The following is a 25,346-nucleotide window of genomic DNA, read 5'->3' as shown; positions in this document are numbered from 1 at the left end:
TCATTTCACACTAAGATTCGGTGAACAAGTCCCCGCGTGGTCAGGCAAAGCCGAAAATGACCGGCAGGATGTAAGCCCGCAGGGAAATCACGATCAGCAGGCCGACAAGCGGCGCGAGATCGAGCGGGTGCGTATTGGGCAGCACCCGGCGGATCGGCTCGTAGATCGGCTCCAGCAGCCGGTTCAGGCCATACCAGATCTGCGCCACGAATTGCTGATGCAGGTTCAGGACTTGGAAATTGATGAGCCAGCTCATGATGATGTGGACGATCATCACGAAATACACGACGCCCAGAACAAGTTGTAGCGGTCCGTAGATGGCCAGCATTGCACGTTTCCTCGATCACATTCGATGTCACAGGTAAGCGGAGTGCTGCAAAAGCGCAAGCCTGACGCGAGGTTGTGGTTGACCGCCGCGCCGCGGCGCAACAGATAGCAGGTAAAGGAGACGCCCGATGTATCCCGTTTTCCGCCTCATTGGACAGCTTATCAAACACCGCAATGCCCCGCCCTTGCCGGTGACCGGCACCCATGTGTCGCATCACATGTGCCTGCCATGGGATATCGACATCTGGATGGAGCTCAATAACGGCCGCACCTTGACGCTTTACGATCTGGGCCGGACCTCGGCGGCGCAGCGCGCGGGGCTGGTCTCGGTCCTGCGCAAGAAACGCTGGGGCCTGACGATGGCCGGGGCCAGCGTCCGCTATCGCCGCCGCATCCGCACGTTTGAGCGGATCGAAATGCGCTCGCGCCTAGCGTGGTGGGACGACCGGTTTTTCTATGTCGAGCAGTCGATGTGGAAGAAGGACGGCGAGTGTGCCAATCACATCGTCTATCGCTCCGCCGTGACCGGCAAGGCCGGGATCGTCACCCCGCAAACGGTGGTTGATGAGATTGATCCCGCGACGGTGAAGCCTGATGCGCCCGCATGGATCACCGCTTGGATCGACGCCGATGCCACGCGGCCCTGGCCACCGATGCAGGAATAGCTTGCCAGCCGCCGCCTCAGCCTGTCATATCGCGCCATTGTGCAGAGGGACGGCATGGCCGAGGTTTCGCAAAGAAAACGCATCTGGGGCTGGTACTTTTTTGACTGGGCCAGCCAGCCGTTTCATACCTTGTTGCTGACCTTCGTGTTCGGCCCCTATTTCGCCGGGGTCGCCGCCGAATACTTTATGACATCTGGCCTAAACGAAGAGGCCGCCGATGCGCGCGCGCAAAGCATCTGGTCGCTTTGCCTGACGGTGACCGGGCTCATCATCGGCTTTGGCGCCCCGATCATGGGTGCCCTCGCGGATACGGCAGGGCGACGATTGCCCTGGATCATCGGTTTTTCGATGCTCTACATCGCCGGTGCCTTAGCATTGTGGTGGACCTTCCCGGACGGCTCGACCATGTGGCCCATGCTGATCGCCTTCGGGATCGGTTTCATCGGGGCGGAATATGCGCTGGTCTTCGTCAACTCGCAGCTTCCGTCACTTGGCAGCCAGTCGGAAGTTGGCGAGATTTCGGGGTCGGGTTTTGCCTTCGGATATCTGGGCGGCATCCTGTCGCTCGTCATCATGCTTCTGTTCTTCATGGAGCAGCCCAGCGGCAAGACCCTGCTGGGCCTTGACCCGGCCCTTGGCCTTGATGCAAGCCAGAACGAAGGCACCCGGATCGTCGGCCCCTTCACCGCGATCTGGTTCGTCATCTTCATCCTGCCCTACCTGCTCTGGACCCGTGACACGCGCACACCGGCGCAAGGCAAAGGCATGGGGGACGCGCTGAAGCTGCTGGTCAAGACCGTGAAAAGCCTGCGCCGCCGGCTGAGCCTCTCGGCCTATCTCGGCTCGTCGATGTTCTATCGCGATGCTTTAAACGGGCTCTACGGGTTTGGCGGCACCTATGCGCGGCTGGTTCTCAATTGGGAACTGGTGTCGATCGGTATCTTCGGCATCATTGCCGCCATTTCCGCCGCCGCCTTCAGCTGGGTCGGCGGCCAGGCCGACAGACGCTTTGGCCCCCGCCCGGTGATCGTCGTGTCAATCTGGGTTCTGATCGTCGTCTGCATCATCATCGTGTCGATGGATCGCACGCAGATCTTTGGCGTCCCGCTGCCCGAAGGTTCCGGGTTGCCTGACGCGGTGTTCTTTGTCTGCGGCGCGCTGATCGGCGGGATGGGCGGCGTCTTGCAGGCGGCCAGCAGGTCCTTGATGGTGCGCCACACAGATCCAAAGGCGCCGACCGAAAGCTTCGGCCTTTACGGCCTTTCGGGCCGTGCCACCGCCTTCATGGCGCCCGCCCTGATTGGCGCCATCACCGCCCTCAGCGGCAGCGCGCGCATCGGCGTTTCTCCATTGATAGTGCTTTTCCTGATCGGCCTCTTCCTGCTACGCTGGGTCAAAGCCGAAGGAGACAGCGAGACATGGACCGTTTCTTCAAACTGACAGCCCTGACACTTCTGCTCGCCGGGTGCGGCGGATCGGCCCCGCAAACACCGGCACAGGTCCAGACAATCTCGACCCAGAACCTTCCCGCCTCCATGAAAGGTGTTGAAGCCCGGCAACTCTTCGGCGCAAAGAAAAGCGGCTCGCAACAGGCCGCGGCCCCCTTTGGCGGCTATGCCAAGGGATGTATCGCCGGGGGCGTGCAACTGCCTGAAACCGGTCCCACCTGGCAGGCCATGCGGCTGAGCCGGAACCGCAATTGGGGCCATCCCGACGTGATCGACTTTATTCAGAAACTGTCGCGCAAGGCCGCGGCGCAACCGGGTTGGAACGGGCTTTATATCGGGGACATCAGCCAGCCGCGTGGCGGCCCGATGCTCAGCGGTCACCGCTCCCATCAGATCGGCATGGATGTGGATATCTGGCTGCGGCCCGCGGACAACCTCAAGCTCAGCCGCGCGGATCGCGAGAATATCTCGTCGATCTCCCTGCGCCGCTCGAACGGCGCCTACACGAATTCGAACTGGACGCGGCAACACCACGAAATCATCAAGGCCGCGGCGCAGGATCCGCGCACCGCCCGCATCTTCATCTTCCCGGGCGCCAAGGTGCAGATGTGCAAGGATGAAACCGGTGATCGCAAATGGTTGCGGAAGGTGCGGCCCTGGTGGGGGCATCATTACCATTTCCACGTTCGCCTGAACTGCCCTGCGGGGTCCAAGGGCTGCGTCGCACAGAACCCGCCGCCGGCGGGCGATGGATGCGCCGATGCAGAACAATGGGTCCGCAATATCCTCAATCCGCCGCCGCCCGACCCGAACGCCCCCAAGGCCAAGCCCCGGCGTCAACTGACCATGGCAAGCCTTCCGGCGCAATGCGTGGGCGTGCTCCAGTCCGAGTGAACTTGCCAGGCCCGGCCCAAGCCGGTAAAGGCGGACGATCCTTATCACCCGATCCGTTACTGAGCAGGCTGACCTCATGAAACCGCGCCTCCTTCCCGGCATCCTCGCCATGGCCACCATCGTCGTGGCCTCGAACATTCTTGTGCAGTTCCTTTTTGGCCAATGGCTGACCTGGGGCGCGTTCACCTATCCGCTGGCCTTCCTGGTGACCGACATCATGAACCGCGTCTATGGCCGCGATGCCGCCCGGCGGGTTGTGTTCGCAGGCTTCGTCGTCGGCCTGATCTGCTCCTTTATCGGCACGCAGATCACCGGCGAATTCGGCCCGCTCGTGACCCTGCGCATTGCCCTCGGATCGGCGGTGGCGTTCCTCACCGCGCAACTGATCGACATCTCGGTCTTCAACCGCCTGCGGGACGGCACATGGTGGCGCGCGCCGGTGGTATCGTCACTGGTGGGCAGCTCAATCGACACCGCACTTTTCTTCACCATCGCGTTTTCCGCCGGTCTCACCTGGCTGGAGCCGGGCAACGACGTGAGCTGGGCAAACGAGGTGCTCCCGCTACTGGGCGCGGGTCCCGCCGCACCGCTCTGGGTTTCGCTGGCGGTGGCCGACTGGATGGTGAAACTGGCACTCGCCCTGATCGCCCTTGTGCCCTTCCGCATCATCGTGGGGTCATTAACCAATCGCACCACATGATTTTGTTTTGACAAACGAAAAATCTGTGGCAAGCTGAAGGTGAGTTCAACAGCAGAAAGGAGGTGCCCATGTCTATAGAGGTAATGGGGAGAGGTGTCGGAACAGTTCGGGAGGATCACACCTAGGGCAGCCCTTGGGTGCTTGAATACCACTTGAATTGGTGCGCCTAACCGGCCCACCTCCGCTGACTTCTAGAGGGCCGCACCGATCAGGGCGGCCCTTTCGAATTTCCTGAACCGCCGCGCATGGAGGCGCGCCGCCCGTGCTGCACATCACCGACCAGATCACCATCGAAGACTGGGAACTGACCGAGCAATTCATCCGCGCGTCCGGCCCCGGCGGGCAGAACGTGAACAAGGTCAGTTCAGCTGTCGAACTGCGCTTCGAGGCCGAACGCTCCCCCAACCTGCCCGACGCGGTGAAACGGCGATTGCGGCGGCTGGCGGGCAGACGCTGGACCAAGGAGGGCGCGCTGGTGATCCAGGTGAACGAAACCCGCCACCAGGCCCGCAACCGCGACATCGCCCGCGACCGCCTGACCGAGCTGATCCGCAAAGCCCTGGAAAAACCCAAACGCCGCATCCCGACCCGACCGACGCTGGGGTCAAAAAAACGGCGGTTGAAGGCGAAAAAGGTAAGGGGAGAGGTGAAGGCGCTGAGGGGGAAGGTTGAGGGCGAGGATTGAACCAAACAATATTTGTTTCACTCAATAGACTTATTTGCCGACAACAAAGTACCTTATCTCCAAAGCAGTTGAAACAAGCGATTTTGTTTCTACAATGCATTGCAATTCTCGCAATAAAACTTGTTGTTTCCACTCAACGTGATACAACGCTTTTTATGACTACAGCGCAAACTCTTGTTATCAACAACACAACATATGACTGCTCGAAAGCTGTCGAGTACCACTATGGCCGTTTTCCACCAGAACCAATTGATCTACCCATGGTATTTGAAGCGCTTACCAGCGCACTTCAAAATCTGACGCGATACGACGAACAACTCAAGCACCTACAAAATTCTGAGCTATTGCTTGCACCGCTAAGACAGCGCGACGCTGTCGTGTCGTCAAGGATGGAAGGAACAATCTCAACACTTGAAGAGGTACTGCGTCTCGAAGCAAGTGAAAATGCGCGCAGAACGGAAGGAACAGCGAGAAATGAAACGCTGGAGGTGGCCTTATATGCCCGGGCGCTGAGTCAAGCCGAAGATCAAATTCGAAGCGGTCACCCAATTTCAGAAATGCTGATCAAAAACGCACACCGAACTCTGTTGAGCGCGGGGCGTGGAGCAAAACAACGACCCGGAGAATACAAAGAAGAACAGAACTATATTGGAGACAAAGCTCAACGCCGCGTCGATTTCATTCCCATTTCCCCGGAAGACTTACCGGATGGTATGCGGAGGTTTATTGACTTCATTCGAAACGACAAACAGCACCATCTAATTCGAACCGCTATCGCCCATGCTGAATTCGAAGCACTCCACCCTTTTGAAGACGGGAATGGACGCGTTGGACGAATGCTAATCCCATTAATGCTTTGGGAATACGAAATTCTCAGCGCGCCACACTTCTTTGTAAGCGATTACTTTGAACGAAACAAAGATAGCTATATCCAACGCATGCGCGACATCTCTGATTCTAACTCTTGGTCGGCATGGTGCAGCTTCTTTCTATCCGGCTTATCAGCACAGGCGGAAAAAAACATGGACACCGTCGGAAAGATTCAAACACATTATGAGGCAACACGGGAAAGATTCCGGGAAGTGTTGCGATCACAGTATTTTCATTCCGCAGTGGATTATGTCTTTAATAGCCCCGTCTTTTGGAACAATCATTTCGTTGAAGTTGCCGACGGCCCAAAATCTACGCTGAGAAACTTCACACCGCGATTGGTGCAAGAAGGCTTACTGGATACAATTGTACCGCCTTCCGGAAGGGCACCAGGTTTGTACGCGTATTCGTCACTTTTGAGAATATTGGAAGACGATACATAGCAAGAAACATTAAACCACCACCTCCAAGGCCTCCTGCTCCCCGACCCCAAACACCCGTTTGTAGCGATCGATTTCCGACTCGGGGCCCATGGCTTTGCGGGGGTTGTCGCTCAGTTTCACCGTGGGGCGGCCGTTGGCGCTGACAGCTTTGCAAACGAGGGAGAACGGCGCGAGGGCGTCGTTGGGGGTGAGGCCTCGGAAATCGTTGGTTAGCAGCGTGCCCCAACCGAAGCTGACCCGCGTGCGGTGGGCGAATTGGGCGTGGAGTTCGGCGATTTTCTTTTCGCCGAGGCCATCCGAGAAGATCACCAGTTTTTCCAGCGGATCCTCGCCACGGCTTTTCCACCAGTTGATGGCGGTCTCGGCACCCTCGGCCGGGTCGCCGGAATCGATGCGGATGCCTGTCCAGCCCGCCAGCCAGTCGGGGGCGTTTTTCAGGAAACCCGCAGTGCCGTAGGTGTCGGGCAGGATGATGCGCAGGTTGCCGGAATGCTCTTCGTGCCAGTCGCTCAGAACATCATAGGGCGCGCGGGCCAGTTCCTCGTCACTGTCGGCCAGCGCGGCGTAGACCATCGGCAGTTCGTGGGCGTTGGTGCCGATCGCCTCCACATCGCGGTTCTTAGCGATGAGGCAGTTGGAGGTGCCAACGAATTTTTCGCCCAGCCCCTCGCCCATCGCCTGCACGCACCAGTCCTGCCAGAGGAAGCTGTGCCGCCGCCTTGTGCCGAAATCGGCGATCCGGAGGCCATCCACTTCGCGCAGGCGTTCGACCTTTTCCCAGAGCTTGGTCATGGCGCGGGCATAGAGGACCTGCAACTCGAACTTACCCATGGTGTTGAGGACGGCGCGGGAGCGGAGTTCCATCAGGACCGCCAAGGCGGGAATTTCCCACAGCATGACCTCGGGCCAGGACCCTTCGAACGTCAACTCGTACTGGCCGTCGTGTTTTTCAAGATGGTAAGCGGGCAGGTGCAGGTTCTCGAACCAGTCCATGAATTCGGGCGTGAACATCTGCCGCTTGCCATAGAAGGTGTTGCCGCGCATCCATGTGCTTTCCCCGCGGGTCAGCGACAGCGAGCGGATATGGTCGAGCTGTTCGCGTAATTCGCCCTCGTCCACCAGATCAGCGAGGCGGATGGATTTGGTGCGGTTGATGAGGCTGAACGTGACCTGCGTGTCGGGCTTGTTGCGAAAGATCGACTGGCACATCAGGAGCTTGTAGAAATCCGTGTCGATCAGGGAGCGGACGATCGGGTCGATCTTCCATTTGTGATTGTGGACGCGGGTGGCGATATCGACCATTTTGGCGGCTCCGGTTCAGATGCGCGGGTCCGTTAAAGCAAAGGGGAGCAGGGGTGGCAAGCGGCGAACGGGGGTCCCGACGGGCGGCCTAGTGATGCGATGACGGGGCCAGCGTTTCGTGAAACCAACGGATCGGGTCTTCGGCGCCCGCCCCTTGGGACAGGGGACCGTGGCGGTAGGCAGGGGATTCCAATCCCCGTTGAACCTTCTCGCAGATCCAGACATCCTCGGTCTGAAAATCTCCGGTCTCGAGAGGGGGCTTTGTCCAGTGCTCCGACGAGATGATACCGCTCGCCTTGTCATAGCCTGGAATATACGCGCGTTCGTCGGTGGATTGCCACGGCCCCACCCATTGGCGCACATGCATCCGGCAACGCCCGGCACTCACCGGTTGCAGCGAGGACACGGACATGCCGTAGGGGGTCGGCACAACCAGCGTGGACGGGAAGAGATAGTAGACACCGCCATAACCGGGCGTCGATGCACTTTCGATCATTCCGGTGCTGCCCGCTTCATCGCGAATTTTCTGCGGCAGACGATGGCGAATGCCGTCTTCGGTCGCAGACCAGATCATATGCTGTCCCGCGCGTTCCCATTCGTTCATGCCGGGCAAAGGGCCGCCGAGCGTATTTTCGTGCAGATAGGCCAGGTGGTATCCGTCAATCGCGTTCTCCACATAGACTTTCCAATCGCATTTCATGTCGTAGACAAGCGGCACCGCGTCCTTGATATCAGACGCCGACAGATCATGCGGCCATTCCTTGCCCATAAGCGGGGCGATCCAGGTCTCGAAATCCGCACCAGCATCGGGGTTGACGAAGACCAGGTCCTTGAACACGCCCACAGCGGCAGGCAAGAGGCCAAGTTCGGTCCGGTCGAGATCGGGGAAGCACTCCCTTTTGTTGGGCACACCCCGCAATGCGCCATCGAGCCCATAGGTCCAGCGGTGGTAGGGGCAGACCAGCGCACCACCGCAATTCCCGTTCTCACCATCGACCAATTCGGCGCCACGGTGCCGGCAATGGTTATGAAAAGCGTTAAGGCGGCCTTCCTTGTCCCGCACCGCGAACAACCGGTCAGCACCGCACATAACCGTGCGAAAATCCCCGGCTTGTGCGAAGTCATGGGTGGTTCCGACAAAGGTCCATGCCTGCCCGAACACCGTCTTGCTTTCCGTCTCGAACCAGGCGGCGGTGGTGTAGGCTTCCTTGGGAAGGCGCTCGCTCATGCTTTTGGGTCCAATGCGTCCAGCAACATCAATGCCGCCTGTTTCGATGGCGCCGCCAGGGCATCGGCATTGCCCAGCACCGAAAGCGATTCAAAGTTGAAATAGATGCCCATAACACCGGTGGACACCGCCGCAATTTGCTCAGGAGCCGATTGCGGGTGGTCATCGGCGATCAGGCTGGCGAGCTTCTCTTCGAAATCCCTGACCCAGATTTGCATCTTTTCTGCCATCGCCGTGTCATCTGCCGAGAATGCGATCAGGGCATAGGCCACCTGCACCAGATGTGTGTCGGCATATTGCGGATCAAAGAGCCATTCGACCGCATGCCGCGCCTTGTCATTGGCCGGAAGCATGTCGACGAAGGCCTGCATCTTTTCCCGGCTGCGATCCAGGAACCGTTCGATCAGCGCGCTGATCAGCTCTTCGCGGTTGCCGACATTATGCCGGACCAAGGGGCGCGCAAGCCCGGCCTGTTCGGCCGTTTTGGCCAGCGTCGCGCCTTCGACACCATATTTCGCAACGCAGATTTCAAAGGCATCCAGTACCTGTTCACGCCGCGCCTCTTTGATTTCAGGCCTGGCCATAAGGTTCCCATTTTATTTTGTCACTCTTGACAAACAATTTAGACGATGCCAATTAATTGTCAAGTTTGATAATCAAGGAATCAGCAATGGAATGGCTCCTCACCCCCGTCAGTGCGGGTTATCTTGAATGGCTCGAAACCTTCATCAATGACTGGTTTTTCGTATTCGCGCTGGCCTTTCTGGCGTTTGAGTTTGTCAGATACGCGATCTACAAGAAGCTCTCCTGGACGCTGGTCGGCGATACACTCACCAACTACATCACGCTCGCTTTCTTCATCGGTCTGACGATCCTGTTTCTCGGGGCGTTCTATATCACGACCTTCTACTACGCTTTCCAGTTCGCGATTTTCGATATTGAAATCAACTGGATGACCGTTCTGATCTGCGTGGTGCTGGCGGACCTTGCCTATTATTGGGAACACCGGTTCATGCATCGTGTGAACCTGGCCTGGGCCACGCATACGGTTCACCACTCCTCCCCGTTCTTCAACATTTCCGTCGCCTATCGTTTTGGACCGATGGATTCCTTCTGGCCGGTGTTTTTCCACCTGCCGCTGGTCCTGCTCGGGTTCAATCCCATCGTCGTGCTCTTCGCCGAAATCGTTGTCCAAGTGTACCAGACGGTGCTTCACACCGAGAGCATCCGGAAACTGCCCCGGCCGATCGAATGGCTGATGAACACACCCTCGCATCACCGGGTGCACCACGGTTCCAATCCGAAATACCTCGACAAGAACTATGCCGGCATCTTCATCATCTGGGACCGCATGTTCGGCACGTTCGAGGAGGAGCAGGAAGAGGTTGTCTATGGGCTTGTCAAACCGATCGAGAGCATCAATCCCTTTGTCGCCTTCCTGCACGGGTTTTACCGGATTGGTCGGGACGTCTGGAAAATGCGGGGGCTCAGGAACAAGTTTGGCGTCCTGCTGGGGCCGCCCGGATGGGCGCCGAAGAAAGACGAAACTCCGACAGAACCCGCGGAATAGGAGGCCAACGTGCCCACAAACACGCAACGTTTCTTGGGGGCTGTAGCCTCGATCGCAATCACCGTCGGCGGGGCCTGGCTGGCGAGCATGGCGCATTCGAAATCGACTACGGTGGCACAAATTGCCTTCCCTAATGGCATCTCCGCGACCTTCCGAGATATCCGCAATGCCCAAGGCAATGTCGTTGTCATGGTGTTTGCGGATCGGGAGGCGTTCAAGATCTACGACGTAACAAAAGCTGTCGGCTACAAGGAGGTGCCGGCCAGGACAGGCGACGTCAAAGTCACCTTTCCCGACCTCACGAAAGGACCCTATGCGATAGCGGCCTTTCACGACGAGGACGAAAACCGGGATCTGACGATGGACGGTGCATGGCCCGCGGAGGGATATGCCACAAGCGGTGCGCTAGATGCCTATGATACCCCGACATTCAGAAGTGCCGCCATCGACAAGAGCGACGTCACCATCACGATGTATTACGCGAACTGACGGCCGCGACTTGGGCAGTGGTGCCGCAGTGCCCGTTACGGTCTTCTTTGAGCTATCTGCCAGCTACGGCGACCACCCTACCGGCGCCCTTCCCGGAGCCAGCCGCCAAGGATCAAACCGGATGCCAGAAGCAGAACCAGCCAGGCGGGCATCAATGGCAATTGCGTGACAGAGCGGGTCTCATAAGCGCCCCGTGGCGTGATACCGATCCAGTTGCGGCCTGCGGCAGGCCTGCCTGCACGCACGGCCCGTATCCGCGGAACACCATCGGCGAGCGCCATGGCCCCGCCATTGGTCGGATCAATGAGCGGCATCAGGACCTCGGCGCTGGCGATGGTCTCTTCGAACTCGACGGGTGCGGCCGGGCCAAGCCCGATGACCGCGGATTGGTCGCCATTCGTCAGGCGGTAAAGGCCGATTTCGGGCCCGTCGAATAGCGCCTCGTACCGACCCGGAGAGACCTCTTCCAACGGGAGTTCAACCGTCTCGCCCGAAGGGGCTTCGATGGTCACGTCACCCACACCGTCGGTCAGCGAACGACGGATGATCCGCATGGTTTGGCCCGTGGCTTCCGCCCAAAGCGCCTCTTCCTCCAGTTCCGGTTCTTTCATCATCCAGTGGGCCAGGCGCCGCAGCAATTCCAATTGCGGCCCGCCGCCCTCGAAACCCCGATGCCAGAGCCAGGCGTGATCGGACGCCAGGAGCGCCACCCGTCCCTGCCCCACCCGGTCAAGGACCAGCAGTGGCCGTGTGTCGGCGCCGGACATGACCACTTGCCCCCCGGCCTCGGCCAGTTCGATCTGCCGCATCCAGCGACCCCATTGCGCGCCTTCTTCGGGTTGCAGACCGGCGGTCACCGGGTGGCGCAAGCCAAGTTCGGTGACCTTGGGATGAAACCCCTCCTCCAGAACCCGCGCCGTTGGCCGTGCGGGCACAATTTTTTCGAGCGGGGAGCGATAGATGCTGTCGGCGCTGGCAAAATCCGGACCAGCAGCGATCAGCACGGCGCCCCCCTGTTCGACATAGTTGCGGACATTGTCCAAGTAGAGCGCGGGCAGGATGCCCCGCCGTTTGTAGCGGTCAAAGATGATGAGGTCGAAATCGTCGATCTTTTCCAGGAAAAGCTCGCGCGTGGGAAACGCGATCAGGGACAGTTCCCGCACCGGTGCGCCATCCTGTTTTTCCGGCGGGCGCAGGATGGTAAAATGCACCAGATCGACGGAACTGTCGGATTTCAGCAGGTTGCGCCAGGTGCGGCCACCGGGATGCGGCTCCCCCGAGACCAGAAGAACCCGCAGCCGGTCGCGCACACCGTTGATCTGGATGAGCGCGGTATTGTTGCGGTCGGTCAATTCTCCGGGGACGGCAGGCGTGGTGAATTGCAACACGTTGCGCCCACCGTGGGGTAGCACGACCGGGAGGGTGATTTCCTCACCCAGGGCCACGTTGAACCGCTGCGGTGCGTCGCCGTCGATGGAAATGTCGATCGGCACGGTCTCGATCCCTTCGGGCGCTGCACCCAGATCCTCGATCGTGAGGGTCATGGTAATCTCTTCGTCCAGAATGGCGAAAGCTGGCGCGTTGCGGATGGTCAGGCGCCTGTCCCAATCGGTATCACGACCGGTATGGAGCAGATGCATGGGCGCGGGCATCTCGGGCGCGCGGTCAAGGTCATGCACCCGACCATCCGAGAGCAGGATCGCACCGGCGATACGGCCACGCGGCTCTTCTGCCATCGCCTCGGCCAGAGCGGACATAAGTTCCGTCCCGGCATTGTCCTCGCCATCGGGGACGGTGATACGCCGCACTTCGGTGTTGTCGCGGGCGTCCAGGCGGGTCGCGATTTCGTCGGCGGCGCTGTGGGTCTGGTCGCCACGGTCGGAAAGTTGCTGACTGGCGCTTTCATCTTCGACGAGCAGCACGATATCGCTGAGCGGTTCGCGGTCTTCCTGCTGATAAACCGGCCCCGTGAGCGCCGCGAGGACCACCGCCGCCGCCAACGCCCTCAGCGCCCAGCCCGAGAGACCGCGCCAGAGCGCCAGGGCGATGCCACTCAGCACCATACCCGCCAGCCCCGCAATCAGCCAGATCGGCAGCAGCGGATCGAAGATGATCGACGCGGTCATTGGCCCAACCTCTGGAGCAGCGCCGGGACATGTACCTGGTCGGATTTGTAATTCCCGGTCAGCACATGCATCACCAGGTTGACACCAAAGCGATACGCCAGTTCGCGTTGCCGTTCCCCGGCAAATCCACGCCCCACGGGGTACATCGGATTGAGCCGGTCATCCATCGCCCAGGCCGACGCCCAGTCATTGCCGCCGATCACCACAGGCGTCACGCCATCATTGAGGTTGCGAAACGGCATGCCTTCGATCTTTTCCGCGTCTGGAGGGGCCGCCTCGACCCAGACCGGACGGCCCGTGTGGCGGCCCGGGAAATCTTGCAGCAGATAAAAGGTGCGCGTCAGCACGTGATCCTCGGGCAGCCGTTCCAGCGGCGGGATATCAAGCGGCGCGGCAAGCTGCTTGAGCTTGGTTCCGTTGGGCGACGACGCGCCGAAGCCCGCGACATTGGCGTCGCGCGTGTCGAAAAGGATCATGCCACCGGTGCGCAGGTAGGTGTTGAGTCGCGCATAGGCCTCGGCCGAGGGGGTCGGCTGATCCGGGGTGATCGGCCAGTAGAGCAGCGGGTAGAAGGCAAGTTCATCGGTTTCAAGGTCGATGCCAATGGGCTCCGCCGGCTCGACCGATGTGCGGAAAAAGAGCGTCTGGCCCAGCCCGAAGAGACCGGCGCGGGCCGCCTCGTCCAGCGCGCCATTGCCGGTCAGCACATGGGCCAGCACCACCTCTGATGTTGCCTGCAACGTCCTGTCGTCACCCTGCGCCTGCCCCGGATCGGGGATCAGCAGCCCGGCCATCACCAATAGTGCCGCACGCGCCGGGACCAGCCTGCCGGACAGGGCCAGCGATGCCAGAATGTCCGCCGTCAGCAGCAGAAGGGCCAGTGCCAGCAGCCAGCCGCCAAGCGGCGCTTCCACTGGCCGGATCAGACCGGTAACCGACACGCGCGCGGGCCAGGTTGTCGGGGTCAACTCGGTCTCGGCCGTGATGACGTTGCGGGCCAGGCGACGGTCAGGGCCGTCGTAAAGGCCCGGGCGCAGTTCGGGGCCAAGCGCCTCGGCCACAAGCCGGTCACCAGGAACACCCGGCAACGTGCCGGCATCGGACAGCCGTCCAAATCCGTCGAGAACCTGCACGGGTGTCCAGATCGTTCCCTCCAGATCGGCAGCGTCGGGTGCCGTCAGAGAGGACGAAACCGCGAGACGTTCGAGCATCTGTACGAAAAGGCCCGACAACGGCAGCGAGGACCATTCGGCATTGGCGGTGACATGGAACAGAACAACCTGCCCATCGCCAATCCGCTTGCGGGTCACCAGCGGTGTGCCATCGGTCAGTTGCGCGATCACCCGGTCGGCCAGCGTGGGATCGGGTTGCGCCATGACCTGCGCACTGACGGTCACGTCGGATGGAATGGGCAAGCCATGAAACGGGCTGCTCTCGGAGAAGGGGGCCAAGGCCTTGGGTTCACCCCAGCTCATCGCGCCGCCAACCATCCGGCCCCCGACACGCAGGCGCACCGGCATCAGGGGCGCTTCGGTGTCGCGCGACACATCGCTCGCCGCCAGACGCGGACCGGCAAAGCGCAGGAGCAATCCGCCCTTGTTGGTCCAGTCCAGAAGCGCCGCCTGTTCGGCCCCCGAAAGCGTGGCCACATCGGCGAGGATGATGACATCCGGATTGGCAGGCAGAACATCCGTCAAGGCCCCGTCCAGGATATCCGCGGTCGGCTGCAGCGCCTGCGTCAGAAAGTGCAGCGGCGACAGCAATTCAAGCCCTTCACGATCTTCACGGCCCGCAATGAGCGCCACTTCGCGCCGTTTCAGGCTGTCGTCGGTCAGGCTGATCGCGCCAGCATGGCCCTGACCGGCGATTTCGAAATGGGTCAGGCGGGCGCGCAGTTCCGCAGGCAATGATAGCTCACCCTGGGCCTCCAGCGCGCCTTCGGTGAATTGCAGCGGCAGGGTGGCCAGCACGCGCGGCACCCCGGACGGATCACGGCCATGCGCCTCGACAATGACATCGCGGGCACTCTCGAACCGGGCGCGGGTCGCCGTCAGTTGCACCAACCCGTCCGCAATCCGTGCCGGGGCGAGGGCCAGGACAGGCCGGGGGCTTTCGTAAATGCTGACGGGTCCGCGCGCCTCGAAGGCTTGCAGCAGGTCCGCGCGCCCGTCATGCGCCAACCCGTCGGAGAACCAGCGCGTCTCGAACGCCTCGTCGCCAAGCCGGTCAATCGCGGCCTCAGTCAGGTCGGGCGTCGCCGCCCAGGGCAACGGCTCGAGCCCTGACAGGCGTACACGCCACGCTTCCGCGGCCTGGAAAAGCGGCTCTTCCGGATCGCTCAGGCGCAGGATAGCCACCGGGCGCGATTGCCGCCCTGCTTCCGCGAGCATGCCATCGAGCAACTCCCGCTTGGCGGGCCAATCCCGCGCGCTGGCCCAACTGGCGTCGAGCGCAATCAGCAGCGGTCCGTTGTCCTCCCGCCCGGCAGGATCGTCAGGGTTGAGGACCGGACCGGCCAGCCCGATGATAATCGCGGCAACCGCCAGCATCCGCAGGAGCAGCAGCCACCATGGGGTGCGATCGGTCACGCTATCGTCGTCGCGCAGACCAAGCAGCAGCACAACGCCTGGAAACAACCGCCGCACCGGCGCGGGCGGCACCGCACGCAGGATCAACCACAGGATCGGCAGGGCCGCGAGCGCAACCAGAAGCCATGGCGCGGTGAAACCGATGGGGCCAAGCATCATCTGAGCTGCCCCCGCTCAAACGCCCCGTAGAGCCAGAGAAGTGCCGATTGTGCGCTGTCCGACGTGTGGTGGCATTGATATTGCCAGCCGGTGGCAAGCGTCAGCGCCGCCAACTCGTCCTTGCGCGCGGCAAGACGTTCCAGATAGCGGTCGCGCAACTCGTTGGCCTTGAGCGTTTCATGGGCCAAGGTGCCGCCAACGCTTTCGAAAATCGTGCGCCCGCGATAGGGAAACGCCTCTTCCGCCGGGTCCAGAATTTGCAGGACAATGCCCTGGATGCCACGATCCGCCGCCTCGGTCAGAGCCGCCCGGATGGGGGCGATATCGGCCATGTAATCCGAGATGAAAAGCGCGCGGCCATGTGCCATCAGCCCGCTTGTATCAGGTGCTGCGTAATCATCTTCGCCATCGCGGCCGAGCGCCTCGGTTAGACGGCGCAGTTGGGGCTCACCCCGGCTGGGCGGCAGGGATTGCCCGGTCATGCCAACCCGTTCCCCCGCGCGAATAAGCAGGATCGCGGTGGCCAGCGCCAACACCCGCGCCCGGTCGGATTTCTGCGGCAGCTTGTCGTCGGAGGCAAAGCGCATCGACGCCGCATTATCGACCCAGAGCATCACGCTCTGCGCTATCTGCCACTCCCGCTGGCGCACGAATTGCATGTCACTGCGCGCGGAGCGGCGCCAATCAATGGTGCGGCGGGAATCGCCCGGCTGCACCGGGCGGTATTGCCAGAAATCATCGCCAAGGCCCGAACGCCTGCGCCCGTGTTCCCCCAGCAGCACCGTTCCGGCCAGATGCTCCGCCCGCGCCAGAAGCGGCGGCAGGCGTGCCGCCTCGGCCTCGGCCCGGCTGCGGAGGGGGGCGGGCTGGTTCACGCGGCGGCCTCACTCCGGGTGATGGAGGTTACGGTTGTGTCGATCAGGTCGGCAAGCGTGTCCCCCCGCGCCCGCGCGCTGAAGTTCAGCGCCATGCGGTGGCTAAGGACCGGCTGCGCCATGGCCGCCACATCGTCGATATCGGGGACAAGGCGCCCCTGCAGCATGGCGCGCGCCCGCACGGTCAGCATCAGCGCCTGCGCCGCGCGCGGCCCAGGCCCCCAGGCAACAGAGTTACGCACGGTCTCGGAGGCGGTGGCGTCTTCGGGACGGAAAGCACGCACCAGATCGAGGATTGTCTCCATCACCTGCTCGCCCACGGGCATACGGCGCAGCAGATCCTGCGCCTCGATGAGCTCAGCGGCGGTAAAGACCTGGTGGGCGTCTTCTTCGGTGGCCCCGGTTGTGGCCAGCAGGATTTCGCGCTCGGTGTCGCGGTCGGGGTGGGGCACGTCGATCTGCACAAGGAAACGGTCAAGCTGCGCTTCGGGCAGCGGATAGGTGCCTTCCTGTTCGATCGGGTTCTGCGTGGCCAACACGTGGAAGGGGGGATCAAGCGGGCGGTCTTGCCCGGCGACGGTTACCTGCCGTTCCTGCATCGCCTGCAGGAGCGCCGATTGCGTCCGCGGGCTGGCGCGGTTGATTTCGTCGGCCATCAGGAGCTGACAGAAGATCGGCCCGGGGATGAACTTGAACGCGCGGGAGCCATCAGTGCCGGTTTCAAGCACTTCGGAGCCCAGGATATCCGCCGGCATCAGGTCCGGCGTGAACTGAATGCGGTTACCGTTGAGGCCCATGACGGTGCTCAGGGTCTCGACCAGCCGCGTCTTGCCCAGCCCTGGCAACCCGATCAGCAACCCGTGCCCGCCACACAGAAGCGCCGAGAGCGACAAGTCAACCACCCGCTCCTGACCGATGAAACGGCGGGTGATCGAGCCGCGCGCCTGCGCCAGCTTGTCTTCGAGAGCCTCGATCCCGGCCAGCAAATCGGCGTCGTCACTCATGGCAAAACTCCTGTTGCACTTATCCTGTTTTTCTAGAGTGTATAGCTATGGGCAGAAATGGCAAAAGCAATGAGCGAAGAATTCCTCACAAACCCGTCAGCTAAGGAAATCGAGGCATCGGCCAAGGCCGCGGCGGCGCAATCCGGCGGTCTGCCGCCAGTGCATCTGTGGAACCCGCCCTTTTGCGGCGACCTGGACATGCGGATCGCCCGCGACGGGACGTGGTATTACGAAGGCACGGTGATCACGCGGCCCGGCCTGGTCCGGCTCTTCTCAACCATCCTCAAACGCGAGGGCGACAAGTACTTTCTTGTCACGCCGGTCGAAAAGGTTGGGGTCAGCGTGGATGACGCGCCCTTTGTGGCGGTGGATTTCGAACGCCGGGGGGCCGGTGAAACGCAAGAGCTGGTGTTCGAGACCAATGTCGGCGACAGCGTCACGGCGGGACCCGAGACCCCCATTCGCGTCGTGCGGGACGGGGACACCGATGAACCCTCGCCCTATGTGATGGTCCGCGCGGGGCTTGAGGCGCTCATTGACCGCAAGAGCTTCTATCGCCTGGTCGAGATCGGCAGCCACCATGATGGTTGGTTCGGCCTTTGGTCAGGCGGCGCGTTCTTTCCGATGATCCCGTCCTCGGACATGCAGGAGGCATGAGGCGATGAGCAAACCACTTGCCGTCATCGTGGGCGTGGGCGACGGGTTGTCCGCATCGCTGGCACGGGTCCTGGCGGGCGCGGGCTACGACCTTGTGCTGGCCGCGCGGAACACCAACAAGATCGCGGCATTGGCCGAAGAAACCGGCGCCACGACCACTGCCACGGATGCAACTGACCCGGCAGCGGTTGCGGCCCTTTTCGACAATGTGTCGCCCGATGTGGTGATCTACAACCCGTCGGCGCGGGTCCGTGGCGCGATAGCCGATCTTGACCCCGACGCGGTGCGTAAGGCGGTGGAAGTGACCGCCTTCGGTGCATTTCTGACCGGGCAGGCCGCGGCGCGCCGGATGCTGCAGAACGAGGCCCATGTCCGCGGGACGATCCTTTTCACCGGGGCCTCTGCCGGGGTGAAGGGTTTTGCCAATTCCGCACCCTTTGCCATGGGTAAGTTCGCCCAACGTGGATTGGCGCAGGCGATGGCGCGGGAATTGCACCCCAAGGGCATTCACGTGGCCTGGATCAATATCGACGGCGGCATCCGCAACCCGGGCCGCCCCGAACGGATCGACCCGGCGGACAGTCCCGACAGCATGCTTTGCCCGGATGCCATTGCACGTGCCTATCTGGGCCTGATCGAACAGGACCGGTCGGCCTGGAGTGACGAGTTGACCCTGCGTCCCTGGGTGGAGACTTACTGAAAGATGCCGAAATTTGCCGCGAACCTGTCGATGCTTTTCAAGGAATATCCCTTTATCGAACGTTTCGCCGCCGCAAAGGAGACGGGGTTTGACGCGGTCGAGGTTCTCTTTCCCTATGACGAGCCCGGCCACGAGATCGCGCGGGAGCTGCAGGTCAATCGGCAATCGCTGGTCCTCATCAACACGCCGCCGCCGAACTGGACAGGCGGTGACCGCGGGTTTGCCGCCATCCCCGGGCGCGAGGACCGTTTCCGGCACGATTTCAAGCGGGCCTGCCGATATGCGCAGGCGCTCAAATCGACCTTCATCCACGTGATGGCTGGCCCTGCCAACGGGCCGGAGGCCCATGCCTGTTTCGTGGAGAACCTGAAATGGGCCGCCGATCATGCCCCCAAGCAGCAATTGACCATCGAGCCGATCAATACTGACGACATGCCCGGGTATTTCCTTGATGATTTCGACCTGGGCCTGCGGATACTGGACGAGGTGGGCGCCCCCAATCTGGGCCTGCAATTCGATGCGTATCACGCGCACAAGATCACTGGCGACATGCGGGCGGTCTGGGACGCATGCCGCGACCGGACCGTGCATATACAGGTGTCGGACCCCGAAGGCCGGCATGAACCCTCGGACCGGATCATCGACTATCCCGCCTTCTTTGCGCAACTCGATGCCGAAGGGTATGCGGGCCATGTCAGCGGCGAGTACCATCCCCGCCACCAGACCGCCGATGGGCTGGACTGGATGCGCTGAGGCGTCACCGGTTGCTTGATCCAGGTGTGGTTCGCGTTACCTCTCCCCCCAACATGACCGATCCGAAAGAAGACACCGGCGAAAGCCGCCCGTTGACCGTTCCCTCAGGGCGGCTGGCACGCATGACCCGGTTGGGTGTCATGGCGTCTGGTGTGGCAGGGGACATGGCGCTTAACGGGATGCGGCAATTGGGCCGGGGGCAGCGCCCGGCCCTGCGTGATCTGCTGCTGGTCCCGGGCAATCTCCGGCGCATCGCGGATGAGCTTGCCCATATGCGCGGCGCGGCGATGAAAATGGGACAGCTTATGTCGATGGATGGTGGCGATGTCCTGCCGCCCGAGTTGGCCGATATCCTCGCGCGGCTCCGGGCAGATGCGCATTTCATGCCGCCGGCACAGCTCAAGCAGGTGCTGAACGACAATTGGGGGGACGGCTGGTTGCGCAAGGTTGCGCATTTCAATGTCCGACCGATTGCGGCGGCGTCAATCGGGCAGGTGCACCGCGTCAGGCTCCGCGACGGGCGCGACCTCGCGGTCAAGGTGCAATACCCCGGCGTCGCGCGCAGCATCGACAGCGATGTGTCGAATGTCGGCCTGCTTCTGCGCCTGTCCGGGCTGCTGCCGCAGGGTGTCGACATTGCGCCTTATCTCGCCGAGGCGCGCCGGCAATTGCATGAAGAAACCGATTATGCCCGTGAGGCGCGGTACCTGACTGACTACAGCGCGCATCTGGGAGAGGATCGCGCGTTTATCGTGCCCGAGTTTCATGCCGATTGGAGCACCAGGGCGATCTTGGCGATGCGTTTTGTCGATGGGCAGCCGATCGAGTCCCTCGCTGACGCGCCCCAGGCGGAGCGCGACCGCGTTTGTGAACACCTCTTCGATCTGATGCTGCGCGAGCTTTTCGATTTCGGCCTGATGCAGACGGACCCCAATTTCGCCAACTATCGCCATGACGCGGCGACGGGTCGGATTGTCCTCCTTGATTTCGGGGCGGCGCGGCGGCTGGCTCCTGAAACCGCCCCGCAGTACCGCCTGTTGATGCGTGCCGGTCTGGCGGGCGACCGGGCGGGGCTTGAAGCGGCCGCGCGTCAGATCGGCTTTGTCGATGATCGCATGCGCACGGATCACCGGACCCGCGTGCTGAACATGATCGAGGCGGTGTTTCAGGCGATCTGCACCCAACCGAGTTTCGATTTTGCCGGAACGGACCTGACCCGGCATCTGAACGCCGAAGGCGCCGCGCTGGCTGAGGCGGGAATGGTGCCACCAACGCCGGTCATGGACGCGCTCTATATGCAACGCAAGTTCGGCGGCATGTTCCTGCTGGCGGCACGGCTCCGCGCCCGGGTGCCGGTGTCGGCCCTTCTGGAACGGTGGATATAGCCGTCGGCGCAATGGCAGCTTGGCAACAAATGGCGCGGCTCTGAAAATGCCATCTTGCCGCCCGGACCGTGTCCCCCCATATGCGCTGACATGACTGACAATAACGCCCTTTCTCCTTCCCTGCGCGCCCGTGTCGGCGGGTTTGTCGACTGCCCGGCGGTGCAGAATTTCATCCTGTTCGTGATCCTGTTCAATGCGATCATCCTCGGGTTGGAAACCTCGGAGGCGGTGATGACGCAGGCGGGGCCGCTGATCCTGCTCCTCGACAAGATCTGCCTGGCGATCTTCGTGGTGGAGATCGCGCTCAAGCTCTTTGCCCGGGGTTTCGGATTTTTCCGCCGCGGCTGGAACATCTTCGATTTCGTGATCGTCGGCATTTCGCTGGTGCCATCGGCACAGGGGCTGAGCGTCCTGCGCGCCCTGCGGATCCTGCGGCTCTTGCGCGTCGTCTCGGTCGCGCCATCGCTGCGCCGCGTGGTCGAGGGGTTGGTCAATGCCCTGCCCGGCATGGGCTCGGTCTTTCTGCTGATGGGGGTGATCTTCTATATCGGCGCGGTCATGGCCACGAAGCTTTTCGGCGCGTCCTTTCCCGACTGGTTCGGTACCTTGGGCCGCTCAGGTTATTCGCTGTTCCAGATCATGACGTTGGAGTCGTGGTCGATGGGCATCGTGCGCCCGGTCATGGAGGTCTATCCCTACGCCTGGATGTTCTTCGTGCCGTTCATCATGATCACGACCTTCGCGGTGGTGAACCTTCTGGTCGGTCTCATCGTGAACTCGATGCAGGACGCCCACCACGAAGAAGACAGCGAAAAAACCGACACCTACCGCGACGAGGTTCTGACCCGCCTGGTCGAGCTTGAGGCTTTGATAAAGGCGCAAGACAAGCGGTCCGGGGACTGAGGCGCCACCGCAGCCTTGCGCGAATTTACACGCAAAGCGGGCATTTATGCAGCAAGACCCTTATCTGCAAGCAGATTTTCTGCTATAAGTTGAATATTATTCGACGACCCAAGTTTTTTATAAAAAAGGATTTTGCCATGTTTTCTTTCCGCAAGACGATTCTGTCCGCAGCCCTGACATTGCTTGCCACGCCGATCCTGGCGGCCCCGCTTCCGCCCGGCGCCGTCATTTTCCCCACCGGAACGACCTTCGCGGCAGACAACGACCAGGGCGGCACCGTGATCAACGACAATCTGATCCCGGTCACCTTCGGCGGTCCCCTCCTGATCGCCCGCTATAATGTTCAGAACCGCGTCGTGCGCTCGACCAACCTCGGCTCTCTGATCTTCTCGCCGCGCATCCGCGACCCCTTCAACAACGGGTTCGCCAGCCGGTTTGAAATTGTCGCCTTCCGGCTGACAGGCTTTGCCGACGCGATGCTGACCGATGTGGATTTCCGCACCGACGGGTTGGGCGACAAGGGGCCAAGTTCCGTTTCGCGGTCAGCCGACGGTAACGTGCTGACATTTCGCTATTCTGATCCGCTCATCAATGACGCGTTTGATCCGCCCGGTGTACGTGACACCTCGTTCTTCCCGGCGATCAAGACCACCGCCACGCATTTCAGCCTGACCGGGTCGATGACGATCCTGGGCCGTAGCGCCGGGGCCGATCCGGATGATCCGCTGACCTCCATCACGGTCCGCGGGATCGCCGTACCAACGGTAATCCCGCTGCCCGCCAGTGCCGTCCTGCTGCTGGCCGGAATTGCCGGGCTGGGATTTGTCGGACGCCGCAAACGGCAGTAAGGCGCCGGACTTGCATTGAGAACAGGGCGTCGTCACCGGCGCCCTGATTTTTGCGCATGTTTCGGATCGTCAATCGGACGTCCAGCACCGACGATATGACATCCCTGTCAAAGATCGGAAAAAACCCATGCAGATCACTTTCACCGCGCTACCCACCGAAATCGCCCGCGCGTATCAGAACGGGGCGCCAGATGCCTATGGCAATCCGCCGGAACGTCAGATTGCCGATGACGGCGGCTACCAGTGCCGCCATTGCCTGACGATCATCCCACCAGGTGCGCCGATGCTGCTGGTGGCACACCGCCCGTTCGACGCGCTCGATGCCTATGCGGAAACCGGGCCGATCTTCGTCTGCGCCGATGCCTGTGCCGGGTTCGGATCGAAATCCACCGTTCCGGAAACGCTGAAGGCCAGTCCGGATTACCTTGTCAAAGCCTATGGAGCGGATGACCGGATCATCTATGGCACCGGCAAGGTCGTTCCCGCCGAGGCGCTGATCGCCCGTGCGACCGAGGTATTTCAGGACCCGAATGTCGCCTACCTCCACGTCCGCTCATCGCGCAACAATTGCTACCAGGCCCGCATTGATCGTGGCTGACCGACGCCCTGCCACGGGTGCGACGCCGGGGAGTTTGAGGGGCTGGCCCCTCAAGGCCTGCGTGGCCTGAACGCGAACTGAAGTCTTGTGCCGCAGGCACACCGGTTGGCTGCTGCTTGGCTGCTGCGGGTCAACGGCTTCGCGTCAGGTCCAGGAAGACGTCCTGCAGATCCGCTTGTTCCGTGCGCACATCGCGGATGCGGATGCCGGCCTCGCGCACGGCCTCAAGCACCGCCTCGGCCGAGGTCCGGGCTGATTGATACGTAATCGCCACCGTCCCATCGGCCCGGACAGTAACATCGAGCCCGGCACATTCCGGCCTCTGCGCAACCGGTTCTTCCGGGCTGATGACCAATGTCCGGCTGTCAAGACGGCCCAGCAGGTTCGCGGTGCTGTCTCGGGCGACGAGTTCACCGTGGTTGATGATGGCGATCTCGTCGCACATCTCTTCCGCCTCTTCCAGGTAGTGGGTCGTTAGGATGATGGTCATGCCTTCCGCATTCAGCTTCCGGATATTCTCCCACAGCATCTGACGCAGCTCGATATCAACCCCGGCGGTGGGTTCATCCAGCACCAGGATATGCGGCATATGGACCAGTGCCTTCCCCAAAAGAAGCCGCCGCCGCATCCCGCCGCTGAGCGTCCGCGCATAGGCCCGTGCCTTGTCTTCCAACCCCACCAGGGCCAGGATTTCATCGCTGCGCCGCTGCGATTTCGGCACCCCATAAAGCCCCGCCTGCACCTCGAGCGCCCCACGCGGGGTAAAGAACGGATCCAGGTTCAGCTCCTGCGGCATGACCCCGATGGCCGCGCGCGACTGGCGCGGGTTCACATCCTGGTCAAACCCCCAGATCGTCACCTGCCCCGCCGTCTTGACAACCAGACCGGCCAGAATGTTGATAAGCGTCGATTTCCCCGCCCCGTTCGGCCCCAGAAGGCCAAAGACAGATCCGCGCGGAATATCAAGGTCGATCCCCTTGAGCGCATGCTTTTCCGGACTGCCGCGACGGCCACCATAGGTTTTCACTAGGCCGCTGATATTGATCGCGCTTGTCCCCATCGCCGCTCTTGCCCCTGCCCTTTGGATCGCTCATAACTGCACCTAGTTCAATCGCAGCCAAAAGGAAACGCCCCGATGACGACCGAGGCCCCTGAGATCAAGATCGTGGACACCTACCGTGTTGCCTGTGACGGTGGCGAGGGCGCCCTGGGCCATCCGCGTGTCTGGCTGCAGATCCCGACCGACACCGGCTGGGTAGAATGCCCCTATTGCGATTGCAAGATGATCCACAAGGATTTCGAAGGCAAAGTCTGATATCGCGGGCGCGTCGCCATGGAAGATCATCCGTCCGCCCCTGAAACGCACCCCAACCGTCGAAAACTGCTGCAACTTGCCGTGCTGGGCGGCGTGATCGGTGCGGCCTATGGCGGCACTGCCCTGCTCAGGCGACTGACCGAACCCGATCTGGCTTTCGAGCCGATCCCCGACCTGCCCGGTTTTCGTTGGATCGAGGGCGGACCGATCTCCGGCGGGGCGACGGCACTGGCTGTCCTCCGCCCCCATGATGGGGGTGACGAGGTTTCGGTCCGCCTGTCAAACGCCGCGATCTGCACCGCCCTCTTCGGCCCCGCGCCTGATCCGGCCCGCGTACAGATCGCCTATTTCACCGATTATCGCTGCTTCTACTGCCGGACGGTCAGCCCGATGCTGGCCGCGCTGGAAAAAGAAGGCGGGGTACAGATCACCTGGCATGAGTTGCCCCTGCTCGGCCAGATCTCCGACATTGCTGCCCGCGCGGCCCTGGCGGCGCGCGAACAGGGCGCCTACGACATCTTTCACAAACGCCTGATGGGTGCGCAGGCCGTGCCAAACCCGCCTTATCTGCGGCAACTGGCCCAAGAGGCCAGCATCGACGGCGCGCGCCTACTGCGCGACATGAACAGCAGACCGGTCCTGAGCCAGATCATGCTGTCCTTCGCACTCGCGAAGCGTTTCGGCTTCATCGGCACCCCCGCGATGGTCATCGGCCGCACTGCGGTGATGGGAGGGATCGACCGGCGCATGCTAGATCGACTGATTGACGCGGAACAACGCGCCGATACTCCGGCCACATGCCCTTGACCGGAGG

At 61.8% G+C, this 25,346-nt stretch carries 26 protein-coding genes; 17 read left to right on the top strand and 9 right to left on the bottom strand.

The window, feature by feature from the left end; genetic code table 11:
• Positions 1-40: 40 nt before the first annotated feature.
• On the bottom strand, positions 41-328 hold the full coding sequence (locus tag RBB29_RS14170) for a YggT family protein (protein WP_306114650.1): 288 nt from the start codon (positions 326-328) through the stop codon (positions 41-43).
• A gap of 127 nt (positions 329-455) precedes the next feature.
• On the opposite strand from RBB29_RS14170, the gene RBB29_RS14165 reads away from it, so the two are divergent.
• The 6 genes from RBB29_RS14165 (at position 456) to RBB29_RS14140 (ending at position 6,032) form a co-directional block, all read left to right on the top strand.
• Positions 456-992, top strand: coding sequence for an acyl-CoA thioesterase (locus RBB29_RS14165; protein WP_306114651.1), 537 nt, complete (start codon positions 456-458; stop codon positions 990-992).
• Positions 993-1,046: 54 nt separating this feature from the next.
• A complete protein-coding gene (locus RBB29_RS14160; RefSeq protein WP_306114652.1) occupies positions 1,047-2,432 on the top strand; it encodes an MFS transporter in 1,386 nt (461 codons plus the stop codon).
• Entirely contained in the window at positions 2,411-3,334 is a 924-nt protein-coding gene (gene mepA, locus RBB29_RS14155) for a penicillin-insensitive murein endopeptidase (protein ID WP_306114653.1), read from the top strand. The genes RBB29_RS14160 and mepA overlap by 22 nt, the downstream gene beginning before the upstream one ends.
• Before the next feature lie 76 nt (positions 3,335-3,410).
• On the top strand, positions 3,411-4,034 hold the full coding sequence (locus tag RBB29_RS14150; protein WP_306114654.1) for a queuosine precursor transporter: 624 nt from the start codon (positions 3,411-3,413) through the stop codon (positions 4,032-4,034).
• 262 nt (positions 4,035-4,296) lie between these two features.
• Complete coding sequence (arfB, locus tag RBB29_RS14145) at positions 4,297-4,719, top strand: alternative ribosome rescue aminoacyl-tRNA hydrolase ArfB (RefSeq protein ID WP_306114655.1); 423 nt, start codon at positions 4,297-4,299, stop codon at positions 4,717-4,719.
• The gene (locus tag RBB29_RS14140) at positions 4,716-6,032 is read left to right on the top strand and encodes a Fic family protein (protein WP_306121167.1); all 1,317 of its coding nucleotides are present in this window, start codon (positions 4,716-4,718) and stop codon (positions 6,030-6,032) included. Before arfB ends, RBB29_RS14140 begins: the two co-directional genes overlap by 4 nt.
• Positions 6,033-6,041: 9 nt before the next feature.
• On the opposite strand, the gene pncB is transcribed toward RBB29_RS14140, so the two are convergent.
• The 3 genes from pncB to RBB29_RS14125 form a co-directional block, all read right to left on the bottom strand.
• Positions 6,042-7,334: a nicotinate phosphoribosyltransferase gene (gene pncB, locus RBB29_RS14135; protein WP_306114657.1), complete on the bottom strand. Its 1,293-nt coding sequence runs from the start codon at positions 7,332-7,334 to the stop codon at positions 6,042-6,044.
• 88 nt (positions 7,335-7,422) lie between these two features.
• Positions 7,423-8,562 carry an aromatic ring-hydroxylating dioxygenase subunit alpha gene (locus tag RBB29_RS14130; RefSeq protein ID WP_306114658.1) on the bottom strand — a complete coding sequence of 380 codons (1,140 nt, stop codon included), beginning with the start codon at positions 8,560-8,562 and terminating at the stop codon, positions 7,423-7,425.
• The gene (locus tag RBB29_RS14125; protein WP_306114659.1) at positions 8,559-9,146 is read right to left on the bottom strand and encodes a TetR/AcrR family transcriptional regulator; all 588 of its coding nucleotides are present in this window, start codon (positions 9,144-9,146) and stop codon (positions 8,559-8,561) included. The genes RBB29_RS14130 and RBB29_RS14125 overlap by 4 nt, the downstream gene beginning before the upstream one ends.
• 86 nt (positions 9,147-9,232) lie before the next feature.
• On the opposite strand from RBB29_RS14125, the gene RBB29_RS14120 reads away from it, so the two are divergent.
• Together RBB29_RS14120 and RBB29_RS14115 are read left to right on the top strand one after the other, a co-directional pair.
• Entirely contained in the window at positions 9,233-10,132 is a 900-nt protein-coding gene (locus RBB29_RS14120) for a sterol desaturase family protein (RefSeq protein WP_306114660.1), read from the top strand.
• A 9-nt stretch (positions 10,133-10,141) separates the two neighbouring features.
• Positions 10,142-10,621 carry a DUF2141 domain-containing protein gene (locus tag RBB29_RS14115; RefSeq protein ID WP_306114661.1) on the top strand — a complete coding sequence of 160 codons (480 nt, stop codon included), beginning with the start codon at positions 10,142-10,144 and terminating at the stop codon, positions 10,619-10,621.
• Positions 10,622-10,698: 77 nt separating this feature from the next.
• On the opposite strand, the gene RBB29_RS14110 is transcribed toward RBB29_RS14115, so the two are convergent.
• The 4 genes from RBB29_RS14110 to RBB29_RS14095 are packed head-to-tail and all read right to left on the bottom strand — an operon-like array spanning position 10,699 to position 17,373.
• Positions 10,699-12,747, bottom strand: a complete 2,049-nt coding sequence (locus tag RBB29_RS14110) for a hypothetical protein (protein ID WP_306114662.1) — start codon at positions 12,745-12,747, stop codon at positions 10,699-10,701.
• Entirely contained in the window at positions 12,744-15,494 is a 2,751-nt protein-coding gene (locus RBB29_RS14105; protein WP_306114663.1) for a DUF4159 domain-containing protein, read from the bottom strand. Before RBB29_RS14105 ends, RBB29_RS14110 begins: the two co-directional genes overlap by 4 nt.
• A complete protein-coding gene (locus RBB29_RS14100; RefSeq protein ID WP_306114664.1) occupies positions 15,491-16,369 on the bottom strand; it encodes a DUF58 domain-containing protein in 879 nt (292 codons plus the stop codon). Before RBB29_RS14100 ends, RBB29_RS14105 begins: the two co-directional genes overlap by 4 nt.
• Positions 16,366-17,373, bottom strand: coding sequence for a MoxR family ATPase (locus tag RBB29_RS14095; protein ID WP_306114665.1), 1,008 nt, complete (start codon positions 17,371-17,373; stop codon positions 16,366-16,368). Before RBB29_RS14095 ends, RBB29_RS14100 begins: the two co-directional genes overlap by 4 nt.
• A gap of 69 nt (positions 17,374-17,442) precedes the next feature.
• On the opposite strand from RBB29_RS14095, the gene RBB29_RS14090 reads away from it, so the two are divergent.
• The 7 genes from RBB29_RS14090 to RBB29_RS14060 all read left to right on the top strand — a co-directional run bounded on the left by RBB29_RS14090 (position 17,443) and on the right by RBB29_RS14060 (position 23,217).
• A complete protein-coding gene (locus RBB29_RS14090) occupies positions 17,443-18,030 on the top strand; it encodes a DUF1285 domain-containing protein (RefSeq protein ID WP_306114666.1) in 588 nt (195 codons plus the stop codon).
• 4 nt (positions 18,031-18,034) lie between these two features.
• Positions 18,035-18,730: an SDR family NAD(P)-dependent oxidoreductase gene (locus RBB29_RS14085; RefSeq protein WP_306114667.1), complete on the top strand. Its 696-nt coding sequence runs from the start codon at positions 18,035-18,037 to the stop codon at positions 18,728-18,730.
• Between the two features lie 3 nt (positions 18,731-18,733).
• Positions 18,734-19,483: a hydroxypyruvate isomerase family protein gene (locus RBB29_RS14080; protein WP_306114668.1), complete on the top strand. Its 750-nt coding sequence runs from the start codon at positions 18,734-18,736 to the stop codon at positions 19,481-19,483.
• A 53-nt stretch (positions 19,484-19,536) separates the two neighbouring features.
• Positions 19,537-20,868: an AarF/ABC1/UbiB kinase family protein gene (locus tag RBB29_RS14075; RefSeq protein ID WP_306114669.1), complete on the top strand. Its 1,332-nt coding sequence runs from the start codon at positions 19,537-19,539 to the stop codon at positions 20,866-20,868.
• Positions 20,869-20,958: 90 nt separating this feature from the next.
• Positions 20,959-21,771: an ion transporter gene (locus RBB29_RS14070; RefSeq protein ID WP_306114670.1), complete on the top strand. Its 813-nt coding sequence runs from the start codon at positions 20,959-20,961 to the stop codon at positions 21,769-21,771.
• 137 nt (positions 21,772-21,908) lie between these two features.
• Positions 21,909-22,619 carry a VPLPA-CTERM sorting domain-containing protein gene (locus RBB29_RS14065; protein ID WP_306114671.1) on the top strand — a complete coding sequence of 237 codons (711 nt, stop codon included), beginning with the start codon at positions 21,909-21,911 and terminating at the stop codon, positions 22,617-22,619.
• A gap of 127 nt (positions 22,620-22,746) precedes the next feature.
• Positions 22,747-23,217, top strand: a complete 471-nt coding sequence (locus RBB29_RS14060; protein WP_306114672.1) for a DUF1203 domain-containing protein — start codon at positions 22,747-22,749, stop codon at positions 23,215-23,217.
• Positions 23,218-23,347: 130 nt separating this feature from the next.
• On the opposite strand, the gene RBB29_RS14055 is transcribed toward RBB29_RS14060, so the two are convergent.
• Positions 23,348-24,277, bottom strand: coding sequence for an ABC transporter ATP-binding protein (locus RBB29_RS14055; RefSeq protein WP_306114673.1), 930 nt, complete (start codon positions 24,275-24,277; stop codon positions 23,348-23,350).
• Between the two features lie 75 nt (positions 24,278-24,352).
• Between RBB29_RS14055 and RBB29_RS14050 the strand changes: the two genes are divergently transcribed.
• Both RBB29_RS14050 and RBB29_RS14045 read left to right on the top strand, forming a co-directional pair.
• Positions 24,353-24,532 carry a zinc-finger domain-containing protein gene (locus RBB29_RS14050; RefSeq protein WP_306114674.1) on the top strand — a complete coding sequence of 60 codons (180 nt, stop codon included), beginning with the start codon at positions 24,353-24,355 and terminating at the stop codon, positions 24,530-24,532.
• Positions 24,533-24,550: 18 nt separating this feature from the next.
• Positions 24,551-25,339 carry a DsbA family protein gene (locus RBB29_RS14045; RefSeq protein WP_306114675.1) on the top strand — a complete coding sequence of 263 codons (789 nt, stop codon included), beginning with the start codon at positions 24,551-24,553 and terminating at the stop codon, positions 25,337-25,339.
• Positions 25,340-25,346 lie beyond the last annotated feature (7 nt).

This window comes from Roseovarius sp. MMSF_3359 (genome assembly GCF_030733385.1).
In the GTDB taxonomy this organism is placed as follows: domain Bacteria; phylum Pseudomonadota; class Alphaproteobacteria; order Rhodobacterales; family Rhodobacteraceae; genus Roseovarius.
This window is presented reverse-complemented; position numbering and strand designations above follow the sequence as displayed.

Coding starts and splice junctions, on each gene's coding strand:
- RBB29_RS14110 (WP_306114662.1), bottom strand. CDS start 12,747: ATGACCGCGTCGATCATCTTCGATCCGCTGCTGCCGATCTGGCTGATT.
- pncB (WP_306114657.1), bottom strand. CDS start 7,334: ATGGTCGATATCGCCACCCGCGTCCACAATCACAAATGGAAGATCGAC.
- RBB29_RS14095 (WP_306114665.1), bottom strand. CDS start 17,373: ATGAGTGACGACGCCGATTTGCTGGCCGGGATCGAGGCTCTCGAAGAC.
- RBB29_RS14130 (WP_306114658.1), bottom strand. CDS start 8,562: ATGAGCGAGCGCCTTCCCAAGGAAGCCTACACCACCGCCGCCTGGTTC.
- RBB29_RS14120 (WP_306114660.1), top strand. CDS start 9,233: ATGGAATGGCTCCTCACCCCCGTCAGTGCGGGTTATCTTGAATGGCTC.
- RBB29_RS14065 (WP_306114671.1), top strand. CDS start 21,909: ATGTTTTCTTTCCGCAAGACGATTCTGTCCGCAGCCCTGACATTGCTT.
- RBB29_RS14165 (WP_306114651.1), top strand. CDS start 456: ATGTATCCCGTTTTCCGCCTCATTGGACAGCTTATCAAACACCGCAAT.
- RBB29_RS14080 (WP_306114668.1), top strand. CDS start 18,734: ATGCCGAAATTTGCCGCGAACCTGTCGATGCTTTTCAAGGAATATCCC.
- RBB29_RS14085 (WP_306114667.1), top strand. CDS start 18,035: ATGAGCAAACCACTTGCCGTCATCGTGGGCGTGGGCGACGGGTTGTCC.
- RBB29_RS14150 (WP_306114654.1), top strand. CDS start 3,411: ATGAAACCGCGCCTCCTTCCCGGCATCCTCGCCATGGCCACCATCGTC.
- RBB29_RS14070 (WP_306114670.1), top strand. CDS start 20,959: ATGACTGACAATAACGCCCTTTCTCCTTCCCTGCGCGCCCGTGTCGGC.
- RBB29_RS14125 (WP_306114659.1), bottom strand. CDS start 9,146: ATGGCCAGGCCTGAAATCAAAGAGGCGCGGCGTGAACAGGTACTGGAT.
- RBB29_RS14050 (WP_306114674.1), top strand. CDS start 24,353: ATGACGACCGAGGCCCCTGAGATCAAGATCGTGGACACCTACCGTGTT.
- RBB29_RS14055 (WP_306114673.1), bottom strand. CDS start 24,277: ATGGGGACAAGCGCGATCAATATCAGCGGCCTAGTGAAAACCTATGGT.
- RBB29_RS14090 (WP_306114666.1), top strand. CDS start 17,443: ATGAGCGAAGAATTCCTCACAAACCCGTCAGCTAAGGAAATCGAGGCA.
- mepA (WP_306114653.1), top strand. CDS start 2,411: ATGGACCGTTTCTTCAAACTGACAGCCCTGACACTTCTGCTCGCCGGG.
- RBB29_RS14060 (WP_306114672.1), top strand. CDS start 22,747: ATGCAGATCACTTTCACCGCGCTACCCACCGAAATCGCCCGCGCGTAT.
- RBB29_RS14045 (WP_306114675.1), top strand. CDS start 24,551: ATGGAAGATCATCCGTCCGCCCCTGAAACGCACCCCAACCGTCGAAAA.
- RBB29_RS14105 (WP_306114663.1), bottom strand. CDS start 15,494: ATGATGCTTGGCCCCATCGGTTTCACCGCGCCATGGCTTCTGGTTGCG.
- RBB29_RS14170 (WP_306114650.1), bottom strand. CDS start 328: ATGCTGGCCATCTACGGACCGCTACAACTTGTTCTGGGCGTCGTGTAT.
- RBB29_RS14160 (WP_306114652.1), top strand. CDS start 1,047: ATGGCCGAGGTTTCGCAAAGAAAACGCATCTGGGGCTGGTACTTTTTT.
- RBB29_RS14075 (WP_306114669.1), top strand. CDS start 19,537: ATGACCGATCCGAAAGAAGACACCGGCGAAAGCCGCCCGTTGACCGTT.